Raw genomic sequence first — 24,738 nt, forward strand, 5'->3', positions numbered from 1 at the left:
ATCTGATCGCGGCGGTGACCGAGGATCTCCACGAGCCGGCATCACCTCACTGGTGATCGAACTGGACGGCGCCGTCGTGGGCGCCATCCAGTTCGGCTCCGAGGACGACGCCGACTACCGGCACGCGAACATCGACATCTACCTCGATCCGGCCGCGCACGGCCGCGGGGTGGGCACCGACGCCGTACGGACCCTGGCCAGGCACCTGATCAGGGACCCCGGCCACCACCGCGTCGTGATCGACCCGGCCGCCGACAACGCCGCGGCGATCAGGTGCTACAGCAAGGTCGGCTTCCGGCTCGTCGGGAGCGCGGTCCCGACGGGACCTGGCACGACGGACTTCTGATGGACCTTCTCGCCACCGATCTCACGGAAGCCGATCCCTTCGAAGCCGATCCCACCGGCGTCATCGGCTGAGCGCGGCGTCGCGGTCGCACTCCAGGGACTTCAGCGCGACCGAGTCGGCCATCGCCTGCATCCCCTTGTCGTTGGGATGCAGATGGTCGCCGTTGTCGAACATGGGCAGGATCCGCTCCGCGTCGTACGGGCTGCGCACCACCTTGTCGAAGTCCACGACCGCGTCGACCTCCCCGCTGGTGCGGATCCACTCGTTCACCTCGGCACGTACGGCTTCCCCTTCCGGATCCCACTCCGACCAGCCCTTGAACGGCATGACGGTGGCGCCGACGACACACAGACCCGCCGCGTGCGACCGGTCGATGATCTCGCGGTAGCCCGCCGTCAGGGACGCCGCGGTGACCCCGCTGTGCGACTTGATGTCGTTGACGCCCTCGAACAGGAACACCGTCCGTACCCCGGGCAGCGACAGCACATCACGGTCGAGCCGTTTGAGCGCGCTCTGCGCCGCCCCGTCCGCCAGGACCTGGTTGCCCGAGATCCCCGCGTTCGCCACCCCCTTGACGGTGCTGCCGGCGGAGGCGTCCAGCCGCCGGGCCAGGAAGTCGGGCCAGCGCAGGTTCTTGTCGGTGGTGGACTGCCAGCCGTCCGTGATGGAGTCCCCGAGCGTCACGACGGCGCCCGCCCCGCGGTCCGCGTCCACGGTGACCGCGTCGAGGTAGAACCACGACCCCAGCCGCTCCGTGTACGCCTCGTCCCGCTCCTGGGCCGCGTGGTCCCCACTCGTGGCGTACGACGTTGCGAGCGCCATCCCGTGCCCTGTGGCGGGCCCGCCCGCGTCGCGCACGTACAGACTGACGGCCAGATCGCTCATCGCCGCCACCCTGCCGGGCAGCGGATCGCTGTAGCGGATCTCGCCCGGCGCCAGCGTCACGGACGCCGACCCGTCGAAGCGGAGTTTCCTGTTGCTGCCGGGACGCAGCCGGGCGCCGCTCTCGCGGAGCCCGGCGTACGCGCTGCCGACGACCAGGGGCCGGTCCCCGAACGCGTTGGAGACCCGGACACGAAGTCCCTTGCCGCCCACGCTCGTTCGCACGATCAGCCGGTAACTCCGGTCGCCGGCCGCCTCACCCATCCGGTCCGCGCTCGCCGCCCAGGTGACGGTGGACTTCGCGGGCGCGGGCGCGGGCGGGGGCGGGGGCGGGACGGCGGCGGTGGTGCCGGTGGCCGCCGTGGCGGACGGGACCTGCGCCGGCACGAGCAGGATCGCGGCGAGCGTCAGGACTCCGACGAGACCGTGGCGTACGGCACGGCGTACGGCCCCGCTCATCCGAAGTGCCGCAACGTGACGCTTCTGCCCGAACGCAGGTCCACGTCGTGCGAGACGCCGCCGGCCGTGACCTTCGTCCTGCGTCCGCCGACACTGCGGATCCTCGCTTCCCGGACCTTCCCGTCCCGCCAGGTCAGATCGACGACGAAACCGCCGCGCGCGCCGATGCCCGTGACCGAACCGGACCGCGCCCAGGCCCCCGGCAGCGCCGGAAGCAGTTCGATATGGCCGGGCCGCGAGTAGAGCAGCATCTCGATCATCGCGGCGGGGGTGCCGAAGTTGGACTCGATCTGGAAGATCCCGCGGCCCTTCTCGACCTCGTAGATGTCGAAGAGGTTCATCGCGGTGCCGTTGGTGCCGTCGACGGACGGCCGCAGATTGTTGACGACCAGTTCGTACGCCTTGTCGGCGTCCTTCAGCCGCGCCCAGCACAGGGCGCGCCAGGCGTTCGCCCAGCCGAAGCTCTCCATCCCACGGGCGGTGAGCAGTTCGGTGGCGCCCTTCACCAGCGCTGCGGGCGAGGCGTCGGGACGGATCCGGTCACCGGGGAACAGGCTGATCAGCGGCGAGAGATGACGGTGCGTCGTCTCGCCCAGGTTGTCGGGGGACATCCACTCCTGGAGCCAGCCGGTCTTCGGGCTGACCTCCGGGAGGTAGAGGCGCTCCTGGAGCCCGGCCACGGTCTTCGCGAACGCGGCGTCCCTGCCGAGGAGTTCGCTGGCCTCGCGGTAGTTGACGAACAGGTCGCGGACCACCTCCTGCGCGTAGGTGATGCCCTTCGCGTCCTGCGGGCCGTGCTCCGGGGACCAGTCGTTGTCGGCGACGAGGACCTCGCGGTCCCCGCCCGTCTCCGGGTCCTTGACCGTCATGGTCACCAGCCGGGTCTCCCAGAACTCGCAGGCACCCTTGAGCATCGCGTAGATCTTCTTCACATGCCCGAGGTCCCGCGTGTACTGGTAGTGCTCCCACAGCGTGTTGCACAGCCACGCGTTGCCCGGCGGGTGCCACCACCAGCCGAGTCCGCCGTAGATGTTCGTCGAGTACGCCACGGTCCACCCGGCGACCTTGCCCGAGGAGTTGCGGAACCGGTTGCGCGGGTCGTTGAAGTGAGCCCGCGTCAGCTCCGACCAGACCGGCAGCTGCGCGAGACAGTAGTCGGTGAACGCGTCGAAGTTGCGTGAGAGCGCCGTGCGGTCGGCCATCCAGTAGTTCATCTGGATGTTGATGTCGGTGTGGTAGTCGCCCATCCAGTCCGGGTCGTTGCCGTCCAGCCAGGGACCCTGGAGCGCGACGGGCAGACCGTCCCGTGAGCTGCTGATCATCAGATAGCGGCCGAACTGGAGGTACAGCGCCTCAAGTTCGGGATCGGGCACATCCTGCTGCGTACGGTGCTTCAGCCGCTCCCAGGTGTCGAGCGCCCGCTGCTCGCCCGTGGAGGGGCCGAGCGAGATGCTCATCCCCTCGAACTGGTCGCGGTAGTCGGCGACATGGGTGTGCAGCAGCGTGGTGGCCGAGTGCCGTACGGCGTCCCGGACCTTGGTCCTGGCGAGCGCGGCCGGATCGAGATCCGGGTCGCGGAAGCCGGTGGCGGAGTCGGGGGCGTAGTTCGATCCACCGCTGATGACGACGGTCAGATCGGCGCACCGTGTGAAGACGATCCGCGAGCCGCTCGTGCTGACCGAGCCGCTCCCGCTGCGCGCGGTGACGGCGGCGCCGTACCGCAGGCCGTTGGCGAACTCCGCCCCGAGGAACAGACTGTCGCTCCGGCCGTCCGCCGACGTCGTCTCCCCGTGGGTGCCGTCGAGCGAGATCGTGCCGGTGTAGTGGCCGCCGCCACGCTGCGAGAAGTGGACGACGATCGCGTCGTCCGGGTGGCTGGCGAAGACGCGGCGCTCGTACGTGACGCCCGAGCGGACGTAACCGGAGGTGACCAGGCCCTGGTCGATGTCGAGTTCACGGCGGAAGTCGTTGACCGTGCCCAGATCGTGGTCCGGGATGTCGACGGTCACGTGGGCCAGTTGGGTGAAGCTGCCGAAGTCGGCCCGGCCGTAAGGGAATTGGCCGTCCTGGTCCAGTACGTCGTTGATCCCGCCGGTCCACATGGTGGCGTCGGAGACGAAGAGCAGTTCCTGCCCGGGGTCGTTGCCGACGAGCGCGCCGAGGCGCCCGTTGCCGACCGGCAGGGCGCGTTCGAGCATCGTGGACTTCCCGGCCGGCGCGCGGTACCACATGCGGGTCGTCGACCCCTCGCCATCGGCGAGCATCGGGGAGGCCGCCGGGCGCTTCGGGGGCGCGGAGGCGGCGAAGGCGGGCAGACCGCCGAGCGCGGTGAGGGCTCCGGCGCCGGCGGCGAGGGAGAGCACACGACGGCGGGTGGGGCTCGGACCGTCGCCGGGGCTCGGGTCGGCGCCGGACCGTGCGGAGGCGTGCGGATGCTGATCGTTCACGGGACAACTCCATTCCTGCGGAAGGGAAGTACGCGGGTCACGTGCCGGGGGCGCGCCCGTGAAGACGCGCCCCCATGTCGCTCGTACCGGGCCGGGATCAGAGGCGCGGCACGTCGATCCTGTCGATGTCCGGCGAGTAGCCGTCGCCGCTGTCGAAGGTGAGGGTGTTGCTGCCCGCCTTCAGCGTGACCGGCACGCTGATCGAGTCCGCGAGGGACCAGCCGCCGGTGGCCGGGAAGGCCGTCGTGACCGGGGCCTTGCCGTTGGCCGAGACGCCGATCGACCGCGGGTCGCCCGAGGTGTAGGCGACCTTGACCAGATAGCGGCCGGCCTTCTTGACGACGACGTCCGTGAACTGGACCTTGCCGCCGACGTAGAGGTTGCCGACCTTCTTCGTGCCCGAGCACTCCTCGCAGTCCGCGACGGAGGCCGGGCCGGTGAGTACGTTGCCGGGGGACTCCGCCTCGTACGCGTCGGTCTTGAGCTCGGCACCCTGCGGGGTGACGGTGAACAGCCGCGAGCCGTGTGCCGGTACGGCCTGGGTGATGCCGTCCTTGTGCCGGCCGAGGCTCTCGCGGTTCCACACGTCACGTACGGACGCCTGGCCGGTGAAGCCCAGCGCCTGCCAGTCGGCGGTCACCGGCGAGGGGGAGTCACCCTGGTTGAACAGGGCGACGGTGTAGCCGCCGTCGGGGTTCTCGGACGCCCAGACCTGCTCGTCACCGACCGAGGTGATGGGCTTGGCGGGCTTCCCCGGCTGCTGGTTGATCTTCAGCACATCGCGGTTGGTCAGCAGTGACAGGCCGTAGTCGTCGAGCTTGGTGAGGTCGTCGCCGCTGTAGAGCGGCGACTTGGCGACGGCCCACAGCGTCATGTAGCTCTGCCGCTCGGCCTTGGTCAGACCGCTCATGTCCGCGTTGCCGACGTTGACCGCGTCGAGGTCGTTCCAGCCGCCGGGTCCGGCGTACCGCGTCCAGCCGGGCGTGTCACGCCAGCGGTCCTCGACCGAGTTCTCCCACGACACGAGGGTGTTGCAGTAGCACTCGACGTCCGTGTCGACGCGCCAGCCGTTGGACGTGGCCTTCCAGTCCTTGGCGTAGTTGATGTCGAGCGACCAGGAGATCTCCAGGTGGATGGGCCGCCCGGTGGACTTGATGGCCTTCTGCCAGGCGGCGACGTCCGTGCGGTTGTCGTAGTTGTCACCGCTCTTGAAGGATCCCGGGCCCACACCGTCGAGCTTCAGGAAGTCGTAACCCCAGTCGGCGATGAGCCGCGCCTGCGAGTCGATGTACTTCTGTGCGCACGGCTTGCTGAAGTCGATCTTGTAGGAGCTGTCCCAGCCGTTGGTCGTCCGCAGATCGCTGTGGACGATGTCCCCGGTGGTGCAGTCGTCGGTGTTCCAGATCTTCAGCTTGCCCTCGCCGTACCCCTCCTTCTCCAGCCCCACGGGAAGGTAGATGCCGGCCTTGAGACCCTTGCTGTGGATACGGTCCGCGACCGCCTTCATCCCGCTCGGGAAGCGCTCGGTGTTGGTCTTCTGGCGCCCGTACTCGTCGAACTCCGGTGTCCAGTCCCAGCCACGCCACCAGCCGGCGTCGATGTTGATGTACTCGTACCCGTACTTCTTGAGCTTCGAAGCCAGCGCGTCCGTCTGCTTGTTCACATTGGCTTCGGTGAGATAGCTGTAGTTGCCGTTGGGGTTCACCCCCGGATACGAGGTGGTCTGGAGGCTCCAGCTGCTCCAGCCCATGTAGGGCTTCTCGGCGACGGCGTTCTCGCCGGTGGTGGTGGCGGCCGTAGCCGTGGCGTTCGCCGGGCCGGCCGACGCCGGTGCCCGGTCGGGGAGTTGGGCCTGGGCCGTGGCCGGCACGGCGACCGCCAGGCCGGCCGTGACGGCCAGGACGAGCGCGGCGCGCATGGTTCTCGCGACGGTGCGAGCGGGTGGGCGCATGGGAGGGAGCCTCCTGCTTTCTCGTGATGGGGAGGAGCGGGGGTGGGCGGAGTGGGGGATGGCAGGGGGGCGCGGCTACTTGCCCGCGCCGATCGTCAGACCGCTGATGAACTGGCGCTGGAGCGCGAAGTACACGATCAGCGTGGGAATCGCGGTCATCAGCGCGCCGGCCGCGATGAGGTTGGGATTGGTGAAGTACTGCCCCTCCAGGCTTGCGAGCGCGGAGGTGACGGGACGCTTGTCACCGGTCTCGATGAGCACGAGCGGCCAGAAGAAGTCGTTGTAGATCCAGATCGACTCCAGCGTCGCGAGCGCGGCGAACGCCGGGCGGCACAGCGGCAGCACGATCTGGAAGAACTGCCGCCACACGGGCGCGCCGTCCACGAGCGCGGCTTCGGTGATCTCCTTCGGGATCGTCTTCATGTAGTTGCTCAGCACGAAGGTGCAGAAGCCGCACTGGTAGGCGATATGGATGACGATGATGCCCCAGTAGGAGTTGTAGAGCAGATACGAGTCGCTCATCCAGCCGGGCAGATTCCACTGGAGATAGAGCCGGTACAGCGGGGTGATGAGCACCTGGGCGGGGAGCAGATTGCCCGCGGTGAACAGCATCAGCAGCGCGATGTTCCAGCGGAAGTCGAAGCGCGACACGTAGAAGGCGACCGCCGCGGAGAAGAACAGGGTGCCGAGCACGGCGGGCACGGTGACGAGCACCGAGTTCCAGAAGAAGTGCGCGAGACCCGACTGCGCCCAGGCGTCGGTGAAGTTCTCCAGGCTCAGACCCCTGGGCCAGGAGAGATAACCGTTCTTCGCGGTGTCCTCGTACGGCCGCAGCGAGGTGTAGACCGCCCACAGCAGCGGGACCAGCCACAGCAGGGAGATACCGGCGAGGAAGAGATGACGGCCGGTCTGACGGCGCGGGCGTGAGCGCTTCTCGGGAGGTGTGCCGTGCGGTGCCCGTGGCCGGGCGGCCGGAGGTGTGGCGGTCGCGGTCACTCCCCCTCCTTGTCCTTGCGGAAGTTCTGTACGAGGAAGGTGCAGATGGCGGTCAGCGAGACCAGCAGCATGATCACCGCGATGGCCGAGCCGTAGCCGATATGGCTGGTCTCGCCGACGATGTTGTCGGTGATCAGGAGGGAGAGCAGCTCCATACCGGGCTTGCTGCCGATGCCGCCGCCGAGGACGTACACGATGTCGAAGGCGCGCAGCGACTCCATCGCCGTGACGACGAGGATGACGATGTTGACCGGCTTCAGCGCGGGGAAGACCACGCGCAGGAAGGTCTGCCGCCCGTTGGCGCCGTCGAGCGCGGCGGCCTCCTTGAGGGCGGGGTCGAAGCCTTTGAGCCCGGCCAGATAGAGGATCATGATGTAGCCGGTGTGCCGCCACGCGGACGCCACGAGCACGGCCCACAGATTGAGATCGGGATCGCCGAGCCAGTCGATGTGGGTGCCGGGCGAGACACTGCCGATGATGCCGTTGAGCAGACCGTTGTCCGGGTTGTAGATGATCTCCCAGATCAGCCCGACGACCGCGAGGGACAGCACCATGGGCAGGAAGATCGCGGTCTGGTAGATCCGGGTGAAGCGGATCTTCCGGTCCAGCTGGTACGCGAGGAAGATGCCGAACGGCGTCGGCAGCAGAGCGGTGAACAGCAGCCAGATGACGTTGTGCTGGACGGCCGGCCAGAACGGCGGGTAATTAGTGAAGATCTCACGGTAGTTGGCCCAGCCGATCCAGTCGATGCCGGACAGCGACAGGCCGTCCCAACTGGTGAAGGAGAGCGCGAACGAGGCGAGCGCGGGCAGCCAGACGAAGATCAGCAGGGCCAGCAGCGGTACGCCGACGATGACGCCGAGGAACAGCCGGTCGCGCAGGCCGAGCCGGCGCGGCCTGCGCCGGCGGGCCGCCAGGGCGGGCACGGCCGGCGCGACCGGTTCCTCCGGTGCTTTGAGTGTGGAAGTCATAGGGGTGGGCGTCCCTCGGGCGGGTCGGCGGGTGGCGGCTCGGGTGTGGGGACGGGATCAGCCGGAGAAGAAGCGCGCGCGCTGCGACTCGATCTTCTTCAGCGTGGCCGCACCGTCGTCCGGGTGGCCGAGCCACTGCGTCAGACCGGGCAGGACGACGGTCGAGATGAACCCGGGGTCGCTGTCCCGGTCGCCGAACTGTGTGATGTGCTCGGCCGCGCCGATCAGCTCGGCCGACTTCTTCTGCAGCGCGTTGTACGTGCTGGTGTCGGCCTTGCTGTGGACGGCGACATTGCTCGGGTCGACGCTCATATAGATGCCCTCGGCCTCGGGGCTGCCCAGGAACTCCAGGAACTTGCGCGCGCCCTCGGCGTTCTTGGGCTTGCGGCTGAGCATGAATCCGTCCGTCGGCGCCTCGACGGTGTCCATGCCGTGCGCCGGGTCGATCTCCGGGAACGGGAAGAAGTCGATGTCCTCGCGCAGCGTCTGATCGGTGATCTGCTGGCCGAGGAAGAGCCCGATGACGGCCATGCCGGACTTCTTGTCGAGCAGCGACTGGGCCGCGTCCTGCCATGAACGCCCGCCGGCGCCCGGCTGGTAGTACGGGGCGAGCTCCCGCCACAGGTCGAGCACGGTGCTCATGCGCCGGTCGCTCCACGCGACGTCGCCGCGCATCAGCTCCATGTGGAAGTCGTAGCCGTTCGCGCGGAGGTTCAGATAGTCGAAGGCGCCGAGGATGGACCAGCTGTCGCCGCCGCCGTATCCGGAGGCGATCGGCGAGAGCCCGTCCTTCTTCATCCTCTTGGCCAGCGCGACGAACTGCGCCCAGGTGGCGGGCGGCGTGTAACCGCGCTCCTTGAAGACGCTCTTACGGTAGAAGACGGCCCACGGGTAGTTGTAGAGAGGTACGAAGTAGTACTTGCCGTCGCTGCCCTTGGAGAGCTGCTTCGCGGCCTCGCTGAACCCGGAGCCGATGGTCTCCCACACGTCGTCGACGGGACTGGCGAGCTTCTTCTCCGCGAAGTACTGCATGCGGTAGCCGGCGAACCAGGTGAAGGTGTCGTCCGGAGTGCCCTGGAGATAGCTGGAGATGCTCTTCTGGAAGGTGTCGTGGTCGACCGTGTTGGTCTTGACCTTCAGGTCGCTGTCCTTGGCGAAGGCCTCGGTCACCGCCGCGTACGCCTTCTTGGGCGTGGCGTCGGCGCCGTTGGAGCCGAACGTCACGGTCTTCGGGTCGGCGGCCGGCGGGCCGCCGCCGCATGCCGCCAGGGTGGGCCCGGCGAGTGCGGCCGCTCCGACCCCCATCAGCCCGTTGACGACGCTGCGTCGTCTGGGACCACCGGCTCCGGGTATGCGGCTCTGCTGCGTCATCGCTTCTCCTAGAAGGTGTCGGACCCGATGAAGGTCTGTATCGCGGTGGCCGCGGCCCCGCGCGCCCACTCCTCGAAAGCCAGCGGACGTGTGATCACGTCGCACTGATCGGCGGTACTGAAAGCGGTCGCGGAGAACGCTTCCTTGATCTGGGCGGCGAACAGGTCGTACGCCGCGAGCCCTTCGCCCGAGATGATCACGCGCTCGGGGCCGAGCAGATTCACCACGCTGCCGATCGCCCGGCCGATCGCGGCGCCCGCGTCCGCGTACGCCTCGCGGGCCACCGGGCTGCCGCCGTGCGCCAGTTCGAGTGCTTGGGCGGGGCCGGCCAGCGGCTCGCCCGTGTCCCGCCGGATACGGCGCACGATGGCCGAGTCCGAGGCGATCGCCTCCACGCAGCCGTGGTTGCCGCAGTGGCAGAGCGGCCCTCGCGGGTCGATCGACAGATGCCCGATCTCACCGGCGACGCCGTGCGCCCCCGCGACCACCCGCCCGTTGACCACGAGCCCGCAGCCGATCCCGGCGCCGACGGTGACCAGCGCGAAGTTGGAGAGTCCCACCCCGGCGCCGAACCACTGCTCGGCGACAGTCAGCGCCCGTACGTCGTTGTCCACCGTGACGGGCAGCCCGGTCACCGCCGTCGTGAGCTCGGCGAGGGCGATGTCACGCCAGTCGAGGAAGGGGGAGTAGCGGACAACTCCCGCCGCCCGGTCCACATCTCCGGACACGGCGACCGCGAGACCCTGCACCGGGACGCCGAACCCCTCGGCCTCCGTCCTCAACTCGGCCGTGAGCTCGGCGATCACGGCGATCACGGCGGCGGGCTCACGGCTGGTGAGCGGTACGTGCCGGGCCAGCCGGATCCGGCAGCAGAGGTCCGCCAGGACCGCGATCACCTCGTCGGCCGTCACTTTCACGCCGATGAACAGAGCCCTGCCGCCGTCCACCCGTACCGGGTTGGCCGGCCGGCCGACAGCGGGCGGAGCGCTCTCGTCCGCGGCCTCGACGAAGTATCCGGCCGCCATGAGCGGGCGTACGGCCTTGGTGACCGCGGCCGACGAGAGCCCGGTGCGCCGGGAGAGCTCCACCCGCGAGAGCGGGCCCTGGGAGAGCACGGTGGTGAAGACCAAGGAGGCGGCGGGTGTGGCCGCCGGAAACGCCTCCACCTGGTCGGTCGTTGACATGGCCGGAAACGTAGGTGAGTTAATTTCCTCTGTCAATAAAAAAAGCAGGAACCCTGTGAAGTAGAAGTTGATCAACCCCTCTCCGGAGAAAAGTTCGCCGGAGCAGGGCACTTGACAGCGGATCAAAGGGCGGGATTGGCTACCAGCCGTCACAGTGCTGCCCCCGAACGTGAGGATCTCCATGCCCCAGATCTCCTACGCCCCGGACGCCGCCCTGTGGTTGCTCAGCACTCCGCACACCTCCTACGCGGTGCGGACCGACAGCAGCGGCGCGCCCCGTCATGTGGCCTGGGGCGCCAGGCTGACCCTGGACGAGGCACGGGAGATCGCGGCGCGACCCCACCCGGTGGACCGCGAGGCCAACAGCTTCGAGGGCCGCCCGCCGGTCGGCGAGGAACTGCCCGTCGACGGCGGCGCCCGCTACGGCGTGCCCTCGCTCCAGGTCCGGTTCGCCGACGGCACCCGCGCCGTCGAATGGGCGGCGCTCGGCCACGACATCCGCGAAACCCCCGGCGGGGCCGCCGAGTTGGACCTGCTCTTCCGCGACAGGCACTATCCGCTCGACATCACCCTGCACTACCGCGTGCACCACGACAGCGACGTGATCGAGCGCTGGACGACCCTGCGCAACACCGGCACCGACGACATCGTCGTGCTGCGCGCCGACTCGGCGGCCTGGACCTTGCCGCCGCGCACGGACTACCGGCTCAGCCATGTCACGGGCCAGTGGGCCGCCGAGACCCAACTGCGCCGCGAGAGCCTGGCGTTCGGCGAGACCGTGCTGACCAGCCGGCGCGGCATCACCAGCCACCACCTCAACCCGTGGGTCATGCTGGACGACGGCGGCGCGACCGAGGACCGCGGCCAGGTCTGGAGCGCCGCCCTCGCCTGGAGCGGCAGTTGGCGCATCACCGCCCAGCGCACCTCCGACGGCCGGGCCGGCTTCACCGGCGGCGCCGGACACGACTCCACCACCCTGCGCCTGGGCGCCGGACAGACGCACATCACACCGCGCTTCGCCGGGCTCCACACCGAGGGCGGCTTCGGCGCGGCGAGCCGGGCCTGGCACGCGTACACCCGCGCGCATGTCCTGCCACACCCCGGCGAGCTGCGCCCCGTGCTCTACAACTCCTGGGAAGCCACCGGCTTCGACATCGATGAGAAACGCCAGATGGCCCTGGCGGCGCGGGCCGCCCAACTGGGCGCCGAGCTCTACGTGATGGACGACGGCTGGTTCGGTGCGCGGCGCAGCGACCGGGCCGGACTCGGCGACTGGACGCCGTCACCCGACCGGTTCCCCGAGGGACTTGGGCCACTCGCCGACGAGGTGCACCGCCTCGGCATGCTCTTCGGTCTCTGGGTGGAGCCGGAGATGGTCAACGCCGACAGCGACCTCTACCGCGCGCACCCCGACTGGATCCTGCACTTCCCGCACCGTACGCGCACCGAACTGCGCAACCAGCTCGTACTCAACTTCGCCAGGGACGACGTCGCCGACTGGGCGTACGAGTGGCTCACCGCACTCGTCGCGGACAACGGCATCGACTTCCTGAAATGGGACATGAACCGCCCCTTCAGCGAGGCGGGTCCCGGCGGGGTCGGCCCGGACGGCGACGACCGCCTGTGGAGCGCGTACGTGCACAACCTCTACCGCGTCATCGACCGGCTGCGCGCCGACCATCCCGCGCTGCGCATCGAGGCGTGCAGCGGCGGCGGCGGGCGCGTGGACCTCGGCATCCTGTCCCGTACCGACCAGGCATGGCCGTCCGACAACACCGACGCGGCCGACCGCGTCGGCATCCAGCACGGCTACAGCCAGCTCTACCCGGCGTCGACCATGGCCGCCTGGGTCACCGACGTACCCAACGAACTCACCGCGCGAACCGTGCCGTTGGCCTTCCGCTTCCATGTCGCGATGGCCGGGGTGCTGGCCGTCGGCGGGGATCTGACCCGCTGGCCGGACGAGGAGATCGCGGAGGCGGCCGGGTTCGTGGGCGCGTACAAACAGGTCCGCCATCTGGTCCAGCACGGTGTCCAGCACCGGCTGCGGGGGCCGGTCGACGACGGCCCCGCGGTCGTGCAGTACACGTCGCCCGACCGGGCCGAGGCCCTGGTGCTCGCCTGGCAGCGGGCGCCGCGCCGGGGGCGCCCCGAGCTGCCCGTCCATCTCGCCGGGCTCGAACCGGGCGCGGTCTACCGGGACGTGGCGACGGGGGTGCGCCACCACGCGACGGTGCTCATCGAGCACGGACTGCCGCTGGAACTGCCGGCCGGTGACTGGGCCAGCACGGCGATCCATCTGATGCGCGTGTCGTCCTGACGCTGTCGGGATCCTGATACGCACCGCGCTTCGCCGTCGCGTATCAGGACTTCGACATGGCGCGCAGGCCCCGGTCGGCGAAGGAGATCAGCCACTCGAAGCTCTCGTCGATGTCGGTGCTCCACTGGAAGCCGTTGGCCGCCTGGAGGGTGGCGAAGCCGTGGCAGAGGCTGCGGAGCATACGCAGCGCGTGGTTCACGTCCGACTCCGCTATGTCGTAGCCGCGCAGGACCGCCATGAACGCGCCGAGCAGCCGCTCACTCGCGACGGCCATCGGATCGTCGGGGCCGGTCGGTTCCACGCCGACCGTCGCCGCGTACCGGCCGTGGTGTTCCAGTACGAAGGCGCGGAAGGCGCGCGCCGCGGCCGCGAGGGCGTCGCGGCCCGCGTATCCCTGGACCGCGATGCCCACCGCGTCGGCGGCCTCGCTCGACGCCAGTACCGCGATGCGCCGGTTGAGGTCCTCCTGGCCGCCCACGTGCTTGTAGAGGGACGGGGTACGCACGCCCAGCCGCTCGGCCAGCAGCCCCATCGTCAGGTGGGCGAGGCCCACCTCGTCGGCGAGGGCGGCACCGGCCGCGACCACGGCCGCCGGGTCCAGTCCTGCCCTAGGCACGCGCGGCGTCCGAGCGGAGGAAGTCGAGCGTGAGCGAGACGACCTGGTCGGGGAACTGATCGTGCGGGTAGTGCCCGGCGCCCTCGATCATCTCCAGGCGGCCGAGGCCGGACGGCAGGGCGTCGACGATCGCCGAACCCTCGGCGTGCGGGTCGGCCCAGTCGGGATCGACCGTGCCCATCACGACCAGAACGGGGCAGCGGACGTTGCCGAGCTGTGCGCCTGCGTCGGTCGGGGCGCTGCGGCCCATGCCCTGGAGGGCCTTCATCCTGCCCGGTTCGCGCAGCAGGGACTCGATGCGGCCGAGCCGCTCGGGCCAGTCGGCCGGCTTCGTACCGGGGTAGGCGACGTCGAGGTACGAGCGCCAGAGCGGCACGCTGCCGAACGCCCCGGCGCCGAGCAGCCGAAGCATGCCCTGCCGGAAACGCCTCACCCGCAGGTCGCCGATGCGGATCGACTGCTTGCGGGTGAACGGCGCCAGCTCGACGACCGCGGTGATCAGCGAGGGCTCCTCTGCCGCCGCGACGGTGGCGGCGCCGCCGGAGATCGAGTGGCCGACGAGAACGGCCGGGCCGCCCAGGTGGCGGACCACGGCGAGCAGATCGCCGGCGATGGCGGTGCGGCTCCAGGCCGGCCAGCCGACGCTGGACTCGCCGCAGCCGCGCAGATCGACGGCAGCGACCCGGTGGCCGGCCGCCACCAGCCGCGGGATCACGGCGCGGTACGCGGTGCGGCTGTCGCCCATGCCGTGCGCGAGAACGATCAGGGGGCCGGAGCCGGCCACCTCGTAAGCGAGGGTGCCGCCGTCGACGGCGAGGTACTCGGTCATGACATCTCCAAATGGCTAATGCGGTTAGCTAAAAGCTAATCGCATTAGCCGAAGCTGTCAATGCCCGACCGGAACCCGGGCCACGGCGCCAGGTCGCGACGGCGTGGCTACCGGTCGTCAGGATGCTCCACCTGGGAATCAGGACCCGGCACCATGATCAGCTCATGACCACGCTCGTCACGCACCCGGAACGGCGGTGAATGAGGAGGTCCCAGTACCTCGACGACCTCCATCACGCGGTCGTGCTCGCCCACGACCCGCCCGTGCACCACGAGCCGGTCACCCTTGTCTGCTTCCATGAATCCGCCCTTCGGCTTCAGGCGTGCTGAGGGACCTCGTCCTTCAGCGTGGACCGGATCTGCTCCCGCAGTTCGGGCCTGTCCTCATGTCCGTGCACGCTCACCGCGTGATCGCCCGCGGCGCGGACCACTTCCTCTTCCTCACCGGAGATCGTGAGCGTGCAGTTGGTCTCGCTCGGGAAATCCCTGCAGTCGGCTACTTTGCGCATGACACGCCTCCTCCCTTCCAGTGTCCGCCTGTCGCCGGACATACGCGACTGGCGCGGCGTCGCCGGCGGGGACGGACCACGTTGGTCGAGCCCGGTGTTTCGGGCCGCGTCGAGCGGCAACACGAACCTCATGACTGAGGACAGCGCAGCGAAAAGAAACGCGAACGGTACGGCGGCGAAGCTCGGCGCGGGCAAGACCGCAGCCGCCAAGGCGCGGCGGACCACCAGCGACGCCGCCGGCCGTGCCAGGACCGAATCGGCGCTCGCGGCCTCGAAGGCCAAGTCATCCGTGCGGGCCGCCGAGGAGTCCGCCGAAGCGGGTGTGCGGTCGGCCGGCGAGGCGACGAAACGCGCGGCCACCGCCGGCTGGGAAAGCAGCCGTCAGGCCGTCGTGTCGACGGCGGGCAAGGCGGCCTCCACGGCCACCACCGTGTGGACGGTCGTCAAGCACCGCAAGGCCATCGCGGCGGGAGCCGCCGCCGGTGTCGCCGTCCTGGCCGGCGGAGCGTTCGCCCTCGGGCGGCGGACCGCCAAACCGCGAGGCCCCCTCTCCAAGCTCACCGGAGGCCGGATCTGACCCACAGCGCAGCCTCACCACGGAGGACCGACGGACCGCCGCCGGTCCTCCGTGCCTGGGTCTGACAGCCGTGTCACCCGCTCGGGCGCTCCCCGGAACCGTACGATCGGACCCGTTATGCGGTGATCACACCATCGCCGCCCCTTTCGGTCCCTGGATGCCACGATGTGCTGGAGCGCGACCGCCGACCTCACCGCTGGTGTCTTCATCAGCGCGATCGGAGCGGTCTGTGTCGCCCGCGTACGCCGGGTCCGCGATCTGCCGCTCGCCGCGCTGCCCCTGCTCCTGGGCGCCCACCAGATCGTCGAGGCCGTCGTATGGGACTCCGGCGGCGGCGCGGGGCCCGCCACCACCGCCTGGGCCGTCATCGCGCTGCCCCTGCTGGCCATCTGGATCCCCCTGGCCGTACTGCTCGCCTCGCCGCCGGGCTCCCGCCGCAGGCTGGCCGTGCCCGTCGCCTCCGGAGTCGCCACCTCGGGCGTGCTCTCCTACTACCTGGCCACCCGGGAGGTGACGGCCGACATCCGCGGCCACACCATCGGATACGCCGTCCATCTGCCGCAGCCGGAGATCGCCGTGGCCGGCTACCTCCTCGCGACCATCGGAGCGCTGCTGCTGGCGGCCGACCGGACGGTGCGGCTGCTCGGCGTCCTCGTGGCCGCCGGAGCGGTGATCTGCGCGGTGATCTGGCGGATGGAGTTCGTCTCGACCTGGTGCGCCTTCGCCGCGCTCGCCTCCCTCGTCATGCTCCGCTGGGCCTGGCGGCGCCCGGCAGTCCCGGGCCCGGCGGTGTAACGCCGGGGCTCACGGCCGGTGCGCGACCACCATGCGACAGCGCGGGCTGCCGTCAGGCCGCCGCCCCAGGCGGTCGAGCGCGACGAGATCCACCTCGAAGCCCGTACGGGTCAACTCGTCCATCACGTCGGCGAGCCGGAAGGTGCGGTAGTACATGACGAACGGCGGATGCCACATCGCGTTGCGCGCCCGCATCGCCGCGTCGAAGCCCCAGAGCGTCCAGTACAGCCGCGAACCGACGCGCGGCGGCGCCGGCACGGGAAAGACGAAGACGCCCCCGGGCCGCAGGACTTCACGCACCCGCGTGAAGAGCGCGGGGCGCTCCGACGGCAGGAAGTGGCCGAACGCGCCGAAACTCACCGCCACGTCGAAGGCGGGGCGGAAGGGGAGCGCGCGGGCGTCGGCGCGTACGAAGTCGACGACCGGCCCGCCGGTACCGCCCTCGCTCGAACCGCCCCCGCCCGCCCCGCCCTTGGGCAGTACGGCGGACCTGGCGGTGGCCAGCATGCCGGCGCTGAAGTCGACACCGGTGACCCGCTCGACGCACACCTCCCGCAGGACGTCCACACCGGCTCCGGTGCCGCAGCAGATGTCCAGCCCGGCGCGGAAGGGGCCGAGGGGCCCGAGGGCGTCGGCCACGGCGTCCAGCACGCCGTCCGGGGTACGGAACGGGGTCAGGTCGAACTTCGGCGCGAGCAGGTCGTAGCCACGCTCGGTCGACGAGAGCGCCTGCACGGTCAGTTCGCGAAGGGTCGGGCCCTGTGGGGTGAACATCACCTCTCACCCTACCGACAGTTTCGACACGCCCCGCGGGGAGGGGACATTCACGGACGCTTCCCTCTCCCGGAGGACATAATGCGGCTCGCGGCGTGCGGTCACTGCCCTGTGCGGGTGTTGTCGGACGTCACGCTTGATCGTTTCTGTGGTCTGGAAGCGAGGAGACGTGTAGCGTCAGTTTTAGCTGTCGTGGTTCCGAAGTACTTTGTCGCCCGTGATCACAGTCGCGGGCGATTCGGCTGTTCAACGTCTCTGAGGACCAGGGCGATCACCTCCGGTTCCCGCACGGTGCGGGGGCCGTTATGAGTCCTTTGGAGGACACATGGCCAGCGGTACCGTCAAGTGGTTCAACTCGGAAAAAGGCTTCGGATTCATTGAGCAGGACGGTGGAGGCCCCGACGTCTTCGCCCACTACTCCAACATCGCCACCCAGGGCTTCCGTGAGCTCCAGGAGGGCCAGAAGGTGACCTTCGAGGTCACGCAGGGTCAGAAGGGCCCCCAGGCGGAGAACATCGTCCCCGCCTGAGGACATCTCGCCCAAGGACACACCTCCGTGTCCGCCGGTGCCCCGGCAGCGTCCTGCCGGGGCACCGGTGCGTGACGAGGTATCAGGAAGTGGTGACCAGCGAGGTGTAATAGGTGCTCAGGCCACCGAGATACGCGGGGTCTCTGGTGTCGTGATCGCGCTCGAACACCGGAGCACCCTTGACGGTCGCCTTCGTACAGCCGACGCGAATCACCCGCGCGGCCGGATCGATCGAGGTCACCAGCCCGGCGGGAATGACCAGACTCTTTCCGAAGACCCACATCCCGGTGTCCACCACCAGGTGTTCGAACGGTGAGCCCTCGGACTGTCTGTCCACACTGCCCACCGTTCCGTCGGTCGCATGGACGCTGTAACCGGTGAGGTCCATACCCGGCACATGGCCCGACTCGACAGCGAATACCCACATGTCACCCATCCCGGCCCTCACTCTCGTTTCGACTGTCGCGGCGGGATCACCGCTCAAAGTGCACTTGCCCCTCGTGCCCACCCAGCAACCACGCATGGTTCAGCAAGGTGTTACCCGACGGTCGGCTCCGGGGCGGACACGCCGGCAGAAGTACCATCACGGGCAACCGGGGGCGCCACCCAGACGTCATACAGAGAAAGTGAGCCATTCATGTCCGGCACTGCCGTCACCGAGTTCACGAGCGTCCAGTCGCGGTACGAGGCCCAGGTCGCCGCCGACCTGGAAAGCAATGTGGCGGAGCGGGAACGCCTCCGTGGTGAGATCGAGTCGCTTCAGAGCCAGTTGGAGACACTGGAGCGGGACCGCGCCCTGCTGCTCGGCGTGCGCCGGGTGTTCACCGACGGCGCAAGCCCCGACGCCGGGCCGAGCGTGAGAGTGCCGGGGCCGCGTACGGCGAAGCAGCCCAGTCTCGCCCAGTTGGTGGGCACACTGCTGGCCGCGCACGGTGAGCCGCGCTCGGCCGCGGAGGTCGCCGCCGAGCTGGCCGCGGACCACCCGGCGCGCAACTCCGACATCAATGTCGTACGGAACGCGCTGGAACAGCTCGTCGCCAAGTCCGGGGCCCACCGCACCAAGCAGAAGAAGTCCGTCTTCTACTCCCACGCGGGACCGGACGCCGCCGAGGCCCCCGCCCCGGCGGCGGACTGATCAGGCGACGCGCAGATCCGCGATCGCGTCCTCGTCCCACTCGATGCCGAGACCCGGGGTCTCGGGCGGCACGACACAACCGTCCTCGATCACCATCGCGCTACGGGTGATGGCGCCGAGCTGCGGTATGTGCTCCACATACATCCCGGCGGGAACGGCACACGCCAGGCTCGTGTGAAGCTCCATCAGAAAGTGCGGGGCGACCGGGATGTTGAAGGCCTCGGCGGCGTGCGCGACCTTCAGCCAGGGCGTGATGCCGCCGACCCTGGCGGCATCGACCTGCACGATGCCCGCCGCCCCGGCCGACAGATACTCGGCGAAGTGGCCCACGCTGTAGATCGATTCGCCCACGGCGACGGGGACGGTGGTCGATCGGGCGAGCCGTACATGGCCAGCGACGTCCTCGGCGGGCAGCGGCTCCTCGAACCAGGCGATGTCCAGCGGCTCGAAGGCACGCGCCCGGCGGATCGCCTCGGCCCCGGTCAGTGACCGGTTGGCGTCGACCATGATCTCGAAGGCGGGCCCGGTCGCCTCCCGTACGGCGGCGAGCCGTTCGGCGTCCTCGACGGCGCTCGGCCTGCCGACCTTGAGCTTCACGCCGCGCAGCCCGGCGGCCTGGGCCGCCTTGGCGTTCTCGACCAGTTCCCCGGTGGGCAGATGGAGCCAGCCGCCCTCGGTGTCGTACACGGGCAGCCGCTCGTGCGCGCCGCCGGCCAAGCGCCACAGCGGTTCACCCGCGCGCAGACAGCGCAGATCCCACAGGGCCGTGTCGACGGCGGCCAGCGCCAGGGATGTCAGCGCGCCGAACGCGGTCGCGCGGGTCGAGGCGAGCATGCGCGCCCAGACCGCCTCGACGTTACGGGCGTCGGTGCCCGGCAATGTGCCGGCGAGGTGATCGCGCAGCAGGGCGAGGACGGAGCTGCCGCCGGTGCCGATGGTGTAGGAGTAGCCGGTGCCGCGCAGCCCGTCGTCCGTCTCGATCGTGACGAGGACGGTCTCCTGGCGTACGAACGTCTGGCTGGCGTCCGTACGCAGTGTCTCGGGCTCGATGAAGACGAGCGCGCAGTCGACGCTCTTGATCCTGCTCATGGAGGTGCTTCTTTCGTTATCGGTGGCGCGTGGTCGCGCGTGGCCGCGTCTGGTCCTCAGGAAGCGGTCGCGACGGGCGGGGGAGTGGCCCGGTCCTTTCGGCGCCAGTCCTCCTCGATCTCTTCCAGCGAGCGGTTCGCCGTCTCCGGTACGCGCGTCAGTACGAAGGCGAGCCCCACCGCCGAGATCGCGGCGTAGATGCCGAAGACCCAGAAGCCGATCGCCGCCAGGATGTCCGGGAACGTCAGTGAGAAGAGGAAGTTGAAGAGGTACTGAGTGAAGGTGACGACGCCCATGCCCAGCGCGCGGGCCCGCAGCGGCAGGATCTCCGGGATGTAGAGCCAGAAGACGGGCCCGAGTCCGAACCCGAACGCGAAGGTGAAGACGAACACGCAGACGATGTCGAGCGCCGCCGCGTGCGGGAACAGCGCGAGCAGGATCAGCGGCGGGACCTGGCCGCCGAGACTGAGCGCCAGCAGCTTCACCCGGCCCAGCCGGTCGATCAGCGGGAGTGACAGGGCGGTCGATATGACCAGTGCGCCGCCGACGCTGTAGTTGGCGATGATGCCGGTGTCGGCGGAGTGTCCGGTGGCCTCGGCGAAGACGGTCGGGGCGTAGTACACGACGGCGTTGATGCCGGTGAAGACCTGGAAGAAGGTCAGTACGAGTCCGATGCTCAGGGCGGGGCGGTAGCGGTGCAGCAGCTCCCGCAGCCCGGCCTCCTGGTGGCCGAGGCTCCGCCTGATCTCACCGGCCTCGGTGTCGGCCTCCTTCTCGGAGGTGCGCAGCCGCAGCAGGACGGCGCGGGCCTCGTCGTCGCGGCCGCGCAGGATGAGCCAGCGCGGGCTCGCCGGGCTGAGGGCCATGCCGACCAGGAAGAAGACCGCGGGCAGCGCCCCCAGGCCGAGCATCCACTCCCAGGAGCCGGAGGAGCGCAGGGCGTCCCCGGTGCCGTACGCGATCAGGATGCCCACGTTGACGCTGAGTTGGTAGAGCGCGCTGATCAGCCCGCGGGTGCGCTTCGGCGCCAGTTCGGTCAGATAGATCAGGCCGAACATGTTGGCCAGGCCGACGGCGAGGCCCAGGACGAAGCGGGATATCAGCAGGGTCACCACGTCGGTGGAGAACGCGCAGCCGAGCGATCCGAGAATGAAGACGACACCGGCCACGAGCAGCAGATGGCGGCGGTCGAAGCGTTTGGCGGCCAGGGACCCCGCGACGATCGCGGGCAGCGCGCCGAGCAGGATCAGGCTGGTCACCAGCCCCTGTTCGGTCGAGGAGAGACCGAACCGTTCCGCGGCGAAGGGCAGGGCCGTGGCGATGGCACCGGAGTCGTATCCGTACAGCAGCCCGGCCATGCCGCCCAGGACGGCGACGGCTTTGACGAACCGGGGGAGTGGTGGGGGAGCGGCCATGACGCCTCCAGAGGCAGCCGAATTTTCCTATAGGAAATCTGAAGCATCTGGAGGTTAGCCATGTGCCACGGCCGCACGTCAACCGTTGTGCGGCGGGAATTTCCCAGGTTCCTGGGCTTCTCTGCGTGAGGCTGTTCCTATAGGTTCCCGCTGGTAGAGATTCCCGCGGCGGACGGTGGTGGAGGGCTGATGCAGCGCATCGCACAGGTGATCAGGGTGCGGCCGGAGAAGCTGGAGGAGTACCGGGAGCTTCACCTGGCGGTGCCGGAGCCCGTACTCGCCAGGCTGCGGGCCTGCCGGATCGCCAACTACTCGATCCACCTGCTGGGCGACCGGCTCTTCGCCTACTTCGAGTACCACGGTGACGACCTGGCGGCCGATCTCGCGGCGATGGCCGCCGACGAGGCGACACGGGAGTGGTGGAAGCTGACCGATCCCTGCCAGGAGCCGGTCCCCGAGGCGGGGCCGGACGACTGGTGGACCCGCATGGAGCAGGTCTTCGTCATGGAGTAGCCCTGTCGAACTCCGAACCCGGTGGAGGCCAGCCCTATAGGATACGGAGGACAGCTCGCGCGGCATGAGGAGACCTGACCTTGTCGGACACGATTTCCGGCCGGACAGAGGGCACGGAGGGCACCGGTGCCCCGCGACCGCCGCGCCAGGTGCTGGCCGACAGCGTGTACGAGGCCATCAAGGCGATGGTCATGGACCACGAGATCGAGCCGGGCGCCCGTGTCGGCATCGAGTCCCTGTCCCGGACGCTGGAGGTGTCACCCACACCCGTACGCGAGGCGCTGGCGCGACTGGAGTCCGACGGGCTCGTCACGAAGCGCTCGCTCGCCGGCTACCGGGCGACCGAGCTCCTCACCCCGCAGGGCCTTGAGGAACTGTTCGAGATGCGTCTGCTGCTGGAGCCGCGAGCGACCGCCCTGGCCGCCGTGAACGCGGACGAGGAGCAGCTCGACGCCATCGAGAATCTGGTGGAGGAAATGCGGGGCCGGCCGGGATCCGGCGATCGGTATGTCGTCTACCGCGAGTTCGCTGCCGCCGACCAGCGCTTCCACGACACGATCGCGCGCGCGGCGGGCCGTTCGCTGCTGGCGGACGCGGTGGAACGGCTCCACTCGCATCTGCACATCTTCCGCCTCAGCGGCATCCCGGGCGCCGGCCCGCTGACCCTCGCGGAGCACGACCGCATCCTGCGCGCGATCCTGCGCCGCAACCCTGACCGGGCGGCGGAGGCCATGACGGATCACCTGCGCCGCAGCCTGGAGCGTCAGCGCACCCGCCGGGGCCCGGACGCCTGACGGCCCGCCCCGGACCGCACCGTGAGGGACTGGCGGAAGCCGGTGTGTACGCTCGCTCTGTACGGCGGAGCCGGGGCAGCGTCGCCCGCACGCTCGGCCATCCGCCGGAACTCCCCGAGGTCGCGGCCGGCCCGGTGTCGGGCCCGGATCCCCGGGACGACGTCCGTGAGCTCCGCCGGACGTCCCTTCCGTAACCATCGAAGATCCGGCCTTCAGCCTGACGCCCGCCGGTGACAGGCTGTCTCCCGTACGAGACACCACCCGTCGCACGCATCACTTACGCACCAGGCACCGCCCGCACCACTGGCACCACCGGCCCGAAGACATGCACGAGAGGCACCCGTGATCCCGAACACCCTCGACACCCCTGGCGGCCATCTGTCCCGGCCCGCCCCCGACTGGTGGCGCGAAGCCGTCGTCTACCAGGTGTACGTCCCGAGCTTCGCCGACGCGGACGGCGACGGGATCGGCGACCTCCGCGGGATCACGGACCGGCTCGACCACCTCGCCGGTCTCGGCGTCGACGCCCTCTGGCTCACCCCGTTCTACCCCTCGCCCTGGACCGACGCGGGCTACGACGTCTCCGACTACCGGGGCGTCGACCCGCGCCACGGCACCCTCGACGACTTCCGCGGCCTCGTGCGGCGCGCCCACGGCCTCGGTCTCAAGGTCATCGTCGATGTCGTGCCCAATCACTGCTCCGACCAGCACCCCTGGTTCGTGGAGGCGCTCGCGTCACCCCCCGGCTCACCGGCGAGGGACCGCTTCATCTTCCGCGAGGGGCGGGGCCCGGACGGGAGCCTGCCGCCGGCCGACTGGAAGTCGAAGTTCGGTGGCGGCGCCTGGACACGGGTGCCGGACGGCCAGTGGTACATGCACATCTTCTCCGCCGAGCAGCCCGACCTGAACTGGGAGAACCCCGACGTCCTCGCCGATTTCGAGGGCATCCTCCGCTTCTGGCTCGACCTCGGGGCCGACGGCTTCCGTATCGACGTGGCCCACGGCCTGCGCAAGGACCTCGTGGAACCCCTGCGGGACACCGGCGGACGCGACTCGGCCTCCCTGAACTCCCCGCCCGAAGGTGAGAACCATCCCTTCTGGGACCGTGACGAGGTCCACGACATATACCGGACCTGGCGCAAGATCATCGACTCCTACGCACCTCCCCGTATCACCGTCGCCGAAGCGGGAGTCAGCGCGTCCCGGCTGCCCCTCTACACCCGCCCCGACGAGCTCCATCAGGCGTTCAACTTCTTCCATCTGCGCTGTCCCTGGGACGCCGAGGAGTTCAGGACGGTCATCGACACCTCCCTCACCGGCGCCCGCGCGGTCGGCACCCTGCCCACCTGGGTGCTCTCCAACCACGACGTCGTACGCCACCGCACCCGCTACTCCCTTCCCCAGGGCATCGACTACCGCGCCTGGCTGTCCGGCGGCGGCAACGACCCCGCGCCGGACGACGCGCTCGGCCACCGCAGGGCCAGGGCCGCCGCGCTCCTGACCCTCGCACTCCCGGGCAGCGCCTACCTCTACCAGGGCGAGGAACTCGGCCTCCCCGAGGTCTCCGACCTGCCCCTCGACGCGCTGCGCGACCCCATGTGGGAGCGGACCGGACGCACCACCAAGGGCCGCGACGGCTGCCGTATCCCCATCCCGTGGACCCGCACGGGCAGCAGCCACGGCTTCGGGCCCGGCGGCAGCTGGCTCCCTCAGCCGGAGGGCTGGGGCGACCACGCCGTGGAGGCCCAGACCGGGCGGCCCGACTCCTTCCTTGAGCTGTACCGCACGGCAGTGTCCATACGCACCCGCTTCCGTGGCGACGAGTCGTTCGGCTGGCTGCCCGCACGGGAGGGCGAACTGGCCTTCCGCAAGGGCCGGTTCGAATGCCGGATCAACCTCTCCGCACGCTCTCTCCCGCTGCCGGACGGCGAGGTGCTGCTCGCCAGCGACAGCCTGGAGGAGGGCGTGATCGCCCCGGACACCGCCGTGTGGACAGCGGCGACAGGCGGCTGATCAATTCGTCGGTATCGTCCTCGTCGGTATCATCCGGCTCCTTTCCGTCGTCGTATCTGTACAACGCGTGAGCACAGGCGGGCGCTCCCCGGCGGGTGTCACCCGAATGGCTGAACCCGCGCGGCGATCTGCTTCGAGCCCAGCAGGGCGCGTCCGACGCCCCTTTGTCCCCCGGACGGGCCAGAGGGGCGTTTTCCCTGGTTGCCGCCCGCCGTCAGCAGGTG

At 69.8% G+C, this 24,738-nt stretch carries 23 protein-coding genes and 1 pseudogene; 9 read left to right on the top strand and 15 right to left on the bottom strand.

Annotation, left to right across the window (positions count from 1 at the left end; all coding sequences use genetic code 11):
* Nucleotides 1-34: 34 nt before the first annotated feature.
* A pseudogene (locus tag OIE74_RS36985) lies at nucleotides 35-417 on the top strand (GNAT family N-acetyltransferase); the annotation flags it as partial.
* Here OIE74_RS36985 and OIE74_RS36990 read toward each other — a convergent pair.
* From OIE74_RS36990 to OIE74_RS37020, 7 genes are all read right to left on the bottom strand, one after another.
* Nucleotides 407-1,687, bottom strand: coding sequence for an SGNH/GDSL hydrolase family protein (locus OIE74_RS36990; RefSeq protein WP_329391718.1), 1,281 nt, complete (start codon nucleotides 1,685-1,687; stop codon nucleotides 407-409). The pseudogene OIE74_RS36985 and the gene OIE74_RS36990 sit on opposite strands and share 11 nt — an antisense overlap.
* Nucleotides 1,684-4,050, bottom strand: coding sequence for a glycosyl hydrolase family 95 catalytic domain-containing protein (locus tag OIE74_RS36995; protein WP_329392566.1), 2,367 nt, complete (start codon nucleotides 4,048-4,050; stop codon nucleotides 1,684-1,686). The genes OIE74_RS36990 and OIE74_RS36995 overlap by 4 nt, the downstream gene beginning before the upstream one ends.
* 181 nt (nucleotides 4,051-4,231) lie before the next feature.
* Entirely contained in the window at nucleotides 4,232-6,085 is a 1,854-nt protein-coding gene (locus OIE74_RS37000; protein ID WP_329391720.1) for an alpha-galactosidase D, read from the bottom strand.
* A gap of 75 nt (nucleotides 6,086-6,160) precedes the next feature.
* Nucleotides 6,161-7,081, bottom strand: a complete 921-nt coding sequence (locus OIE74_RS37005; RefSeq protein WP_443076326.1) for a carbohydrate ABC transporter permease — start codon at nucleotides 7,079-7,081, stop codon at nucleotides 6,161-6,163.
* Entirely contained in the window at nucleotides 7,078-8,052 is a 975-nt protein-coding gene (locus tag OIE74_RS37010; RefSeq protein WP_329391723.1) for a carbohydrate ABC transporter permease, read from the bottom strand. The genes OIE74_RS37005 and OIE74_RS37010 overlap by 4 nt, the downstream gene beginning before the upstream one ends.
* Nucleotides 8,053-8,109: 57 nt before the next feature.
* Complete coding sequence (locus OIE74_RS37015) at nucleotides 8,110-9,423, bottom strand: ABC transporter substrate-binding protein (RefSeq protein ID WP_329391725.1); 1,314 nt, start codon at nucleotides 9,421-9,423, stop codon at nucleotides 8,110-8,112.
* Nucleotides 9,424-9,431: 8 nt separating this feature from the next.
* Entirely contained in the window at nucleotides 9,432-10,607 is a 1,176-nt protein-coding gene (locus OIE74_RS37020; protein ID WP_329391727.1) for an ROK family transcriptional regulator, read from the bottom strand.
* A 181-nt stretch (nucleotides 10,608-10,788) separates the two neighbouring features.
* On the opposite strand from OIE74_RS37020, the gene OIE74_RS37025 reads away from it, so the two are divergent.
* Nucleotides 10,789-12,927: an alpha-galactosidase gene (locus tag OIE74_RS37025; protein WP_329391729.1), complete on the top strand. Its 2,139-nt coding sequence runs from the start codon at nucleotides 10,789-10,791 to the stop codon at nucleotides 12,925-12,927.
* A 43-nt stretch (nucleotides 12,928-12,970) separates the two neighbouring features.
* Here OIE74_RS37025 and OIE74_RS37030 read toward each other — a convergent pair whose 3' ends face one another.
* From OIE74_RS37030 to OIE74_RS37045, 4 genes are all read right to left on the bottom strand, one after another.
* On the bottom strand, nucleotides 12,971-13,513 hold the full coding sequence (locus OIE74_RS37030) for a TetR/AcrR family transcriptional regulator (RefSeq protein WP_329392568.1): 543 nt from the start codon (nucleotides 13,511-13,513) through the stop codon (nucleotides 12,971-12,973).
* A 22-nt stretch (nucleotides 13,514-13,535) separates the two neighbouring features.
* Nucleotides 13,536-14,372, bottom strand: coding sequence for an alpha/beta fold hydrolase (locus OIE74_RS37035; RefSeq protein WP_329391731.1), 837 nt, complete (start codon nucleotides 14,370-14,372; stop codon nucleotides 13,536-13,538).
* Nucleotides 14,373-14,479: 107 nt separating this feature from the next.
* Nucleotides 14,480-14,671, bottom strand: coding sequence for a DUF1918 domain-containing protein (locus OIE74_RS37040; protein ID WP_329391733.1), 192 nt, complete (start codon nucleotides 14,669-14,671; stop codon nucleotides 14,480-14,482).
* Nucleotides 14,672-14,688: 17 nt separating this feature from the next.
* The gene (locus OIE74_RS37045; protein ID WP_329391736.1) at nucleotides 14,689-14,880 is read right to left on the bottom strand and encodes a DUF1059 domain-containing protein; all 192 of its coding nucleotides are present in this window, start codon (nucleotides 14,878-14,880) and stop codon (nucleotides 14,689-14,691) included.
* A gap of 130 nt (nucleotides 14,881-15,010) precedes the next feature.
* Between OIE74_RS37045 and OIE74_RS37050 the strand changes: the two genes are divergently transcribed.
* Both OIE74_RS37050 and OIE74_RS37055 read left to right on the top strand, forming a co-directional pair.
* The gene (locus tag OIE74_RS37050) at nucleotides 15,011-15,457 is read left to right on the top strand and encodes a hypothetical protein (RefSeq protein WP_329391738.1); all 447 of its coding nucleotides are present in this window, start codon (nucleotides 15,011-15,013) and stop codon (nucleotides 15,455-15,457) included.
* Between the two features lie 165 nt (nucleotides 15,458-15,622).
* Entirely contained in the window at nucleotides 15,623-16,252 is a 630-nt protein-coding gene (locus tag OIE74_RS37055) for a DUF6629 family protein (RefSeq protein WP_329391740.1), read from the top strand.
* Between the two features lie 9 nt (nucleotides 16,253-16,261).
* Here OIE74_RS37055 and OIE74_RS37060 read toward each other — a convergent pair whose 3' ends face one another.
* Nucleotides 16,262-17,026, bottom strand: a complete 765-nt coding sequence (locus OIE74_RS37060) for a class I SAM-dependent methyltransferase (RefSeq protein ID WP_329391742.1) — start codon at nucleotides 17,024-17,026, stop codon at nucleotides 16,262-16,264.
* A 325-nt stretch (nucleotides 17,027-17,351) separates the two neighbouring features.
* Here OIE74_RS37060 and OIE74_RS37065 point away from each other — a divergent pair, with 325 nt between their 5' ends.
* Complete coding sequence (locus OIE74_RS37065) at nucleotides 17,352-17,555, top strand: cold-shock protein (protein ID WP_023543681.1); 204 nt, start codon at nucleotides 17,352-17,354, stop codon at nucleotides 17,553-17,555.
* Nucleotides 17,556-17,637: 82 nt separating this feature from the next.
* Here the strand turns inward: OIE74_RS37065 and OIE74_RS37070 are convergent, their stop codons facing one another.
* Complete coding sequence (locus tag OIE74_RS37070; RefSeq protein ID WP_329391745.1) at nucleotides 17,638-17,982, bottom strand: PRC-barrel domain containing protein; 345 nt, start codon at nucleotides 17,980-17,982, stop codon at nucleotides 17,638-17,640.
* Between the two features lie 210 nt (nucleotides 17,983-18,192).
* Between OIE74_RS37070 and OIE74_RS37075 the strand changes: the two genes are divergently transcribed.
* Nucleotides 18,193-18,690 (top strand): hypothetical protein, encoded by a 498-nt coding sequence (locus tag OIE74_RS37075; RefSeq protein ID WP_329391747.1) that lies wholly within the window; start codon nucleotides 18,193-18,195, stop codon nucleotides 18,688-18,690.
* Here OIE74_RS37075 and OIE74_RS37080 read toward each other — a convergent pair whose 3' ends face one another.
* Both OIE74_RS37080 and OIE74_RS37085 read right to left on the bottom strand, forming a co-directional pair.
* The gene (locus tag OIE74_RS37080; protein ID WP_329391749.1) at nucleotides 18,691-19,779 is read right to left on the bottom strand and encodes a mandelate racemase/muconate lactonizing enzyme family protein; all 1,089 of its coding nucleotides are present in this window, start codon (nucleotides 19,777-19,779) and stop codon (nucleotides 18,691-18,693) included.
* 56 nt (nucleotides 19,780-19,835) lie between these two features.
* Nucleotides 19,836-21,194 (bottom strand): sugar porter family MFS transporter, encoded by a 1,359-nt coding sequence (locus OIE74_RS37085; protein WP_329391751.1) that lies wholly within the window; start codon nucleotides 21,192-21,194, stop codon nucleotides 19,836-19,838.
* A 189-nt stretch (nucleotides 21,195-21,383) separates the two neighbouring features.
* Between OIE74_RS37085 and OIE74_RS37090 the strand changes: the two genes are divergently transcribed.
* From OIE74_RS37090 to OIE74_RS37100, 3 genes are all read left to right on the top strand, one after another.
* Complete coding sequence (locus OIE74_RS37090; RefSeq protein ID WP_329391753.1) at nucleotides 21,384-21,707, top strand: L-rhamnose mutarotase; 324 nt, start codon at nucleotides 21,384-21,386, stop codon at nucleotides 21,705-21,707.
* An 80-nt stretch (nucleotides 21,708-21,787) separates the two neighbouring features.
* On the top strand, nucleotides 21,788-22,501 hold the full coding sequence (locus OIE74_RS37095; protein WP_443076327.1) for a GntR family transcriptional regulator: 714 nt from the start codon (nucleotides 21,788-21,790) through the stop codon (nucleotides 22,499-22,501).
* Nucleotides 22,502-22,843: 342 nt separating this feature from the next.
* Nucleotides 22,844-24,514 (top strand): glycoside hydrolase family 13 protein, encoded by a 1,671-nt coding sequence (locus OIE74_RS37100; RefSeq protein ID WP_329391755.1) that lies wholly within the window; start codon nucleotides 22,844-22,846, stop codon nucleotides 24,512-24,514.
* Nucleotides 24,515-24,738: the final 224 nt, after the last annotated feature.

The organism is Streptomyces sp. NBC_01716 (assembly GCF_036248275.1).
Classification (GTDB): domain Bacteria; phylum Actinomycetota; class Actinomycetes; order Streptomycetales; family Streptomycetaceae; genus Streptomyces.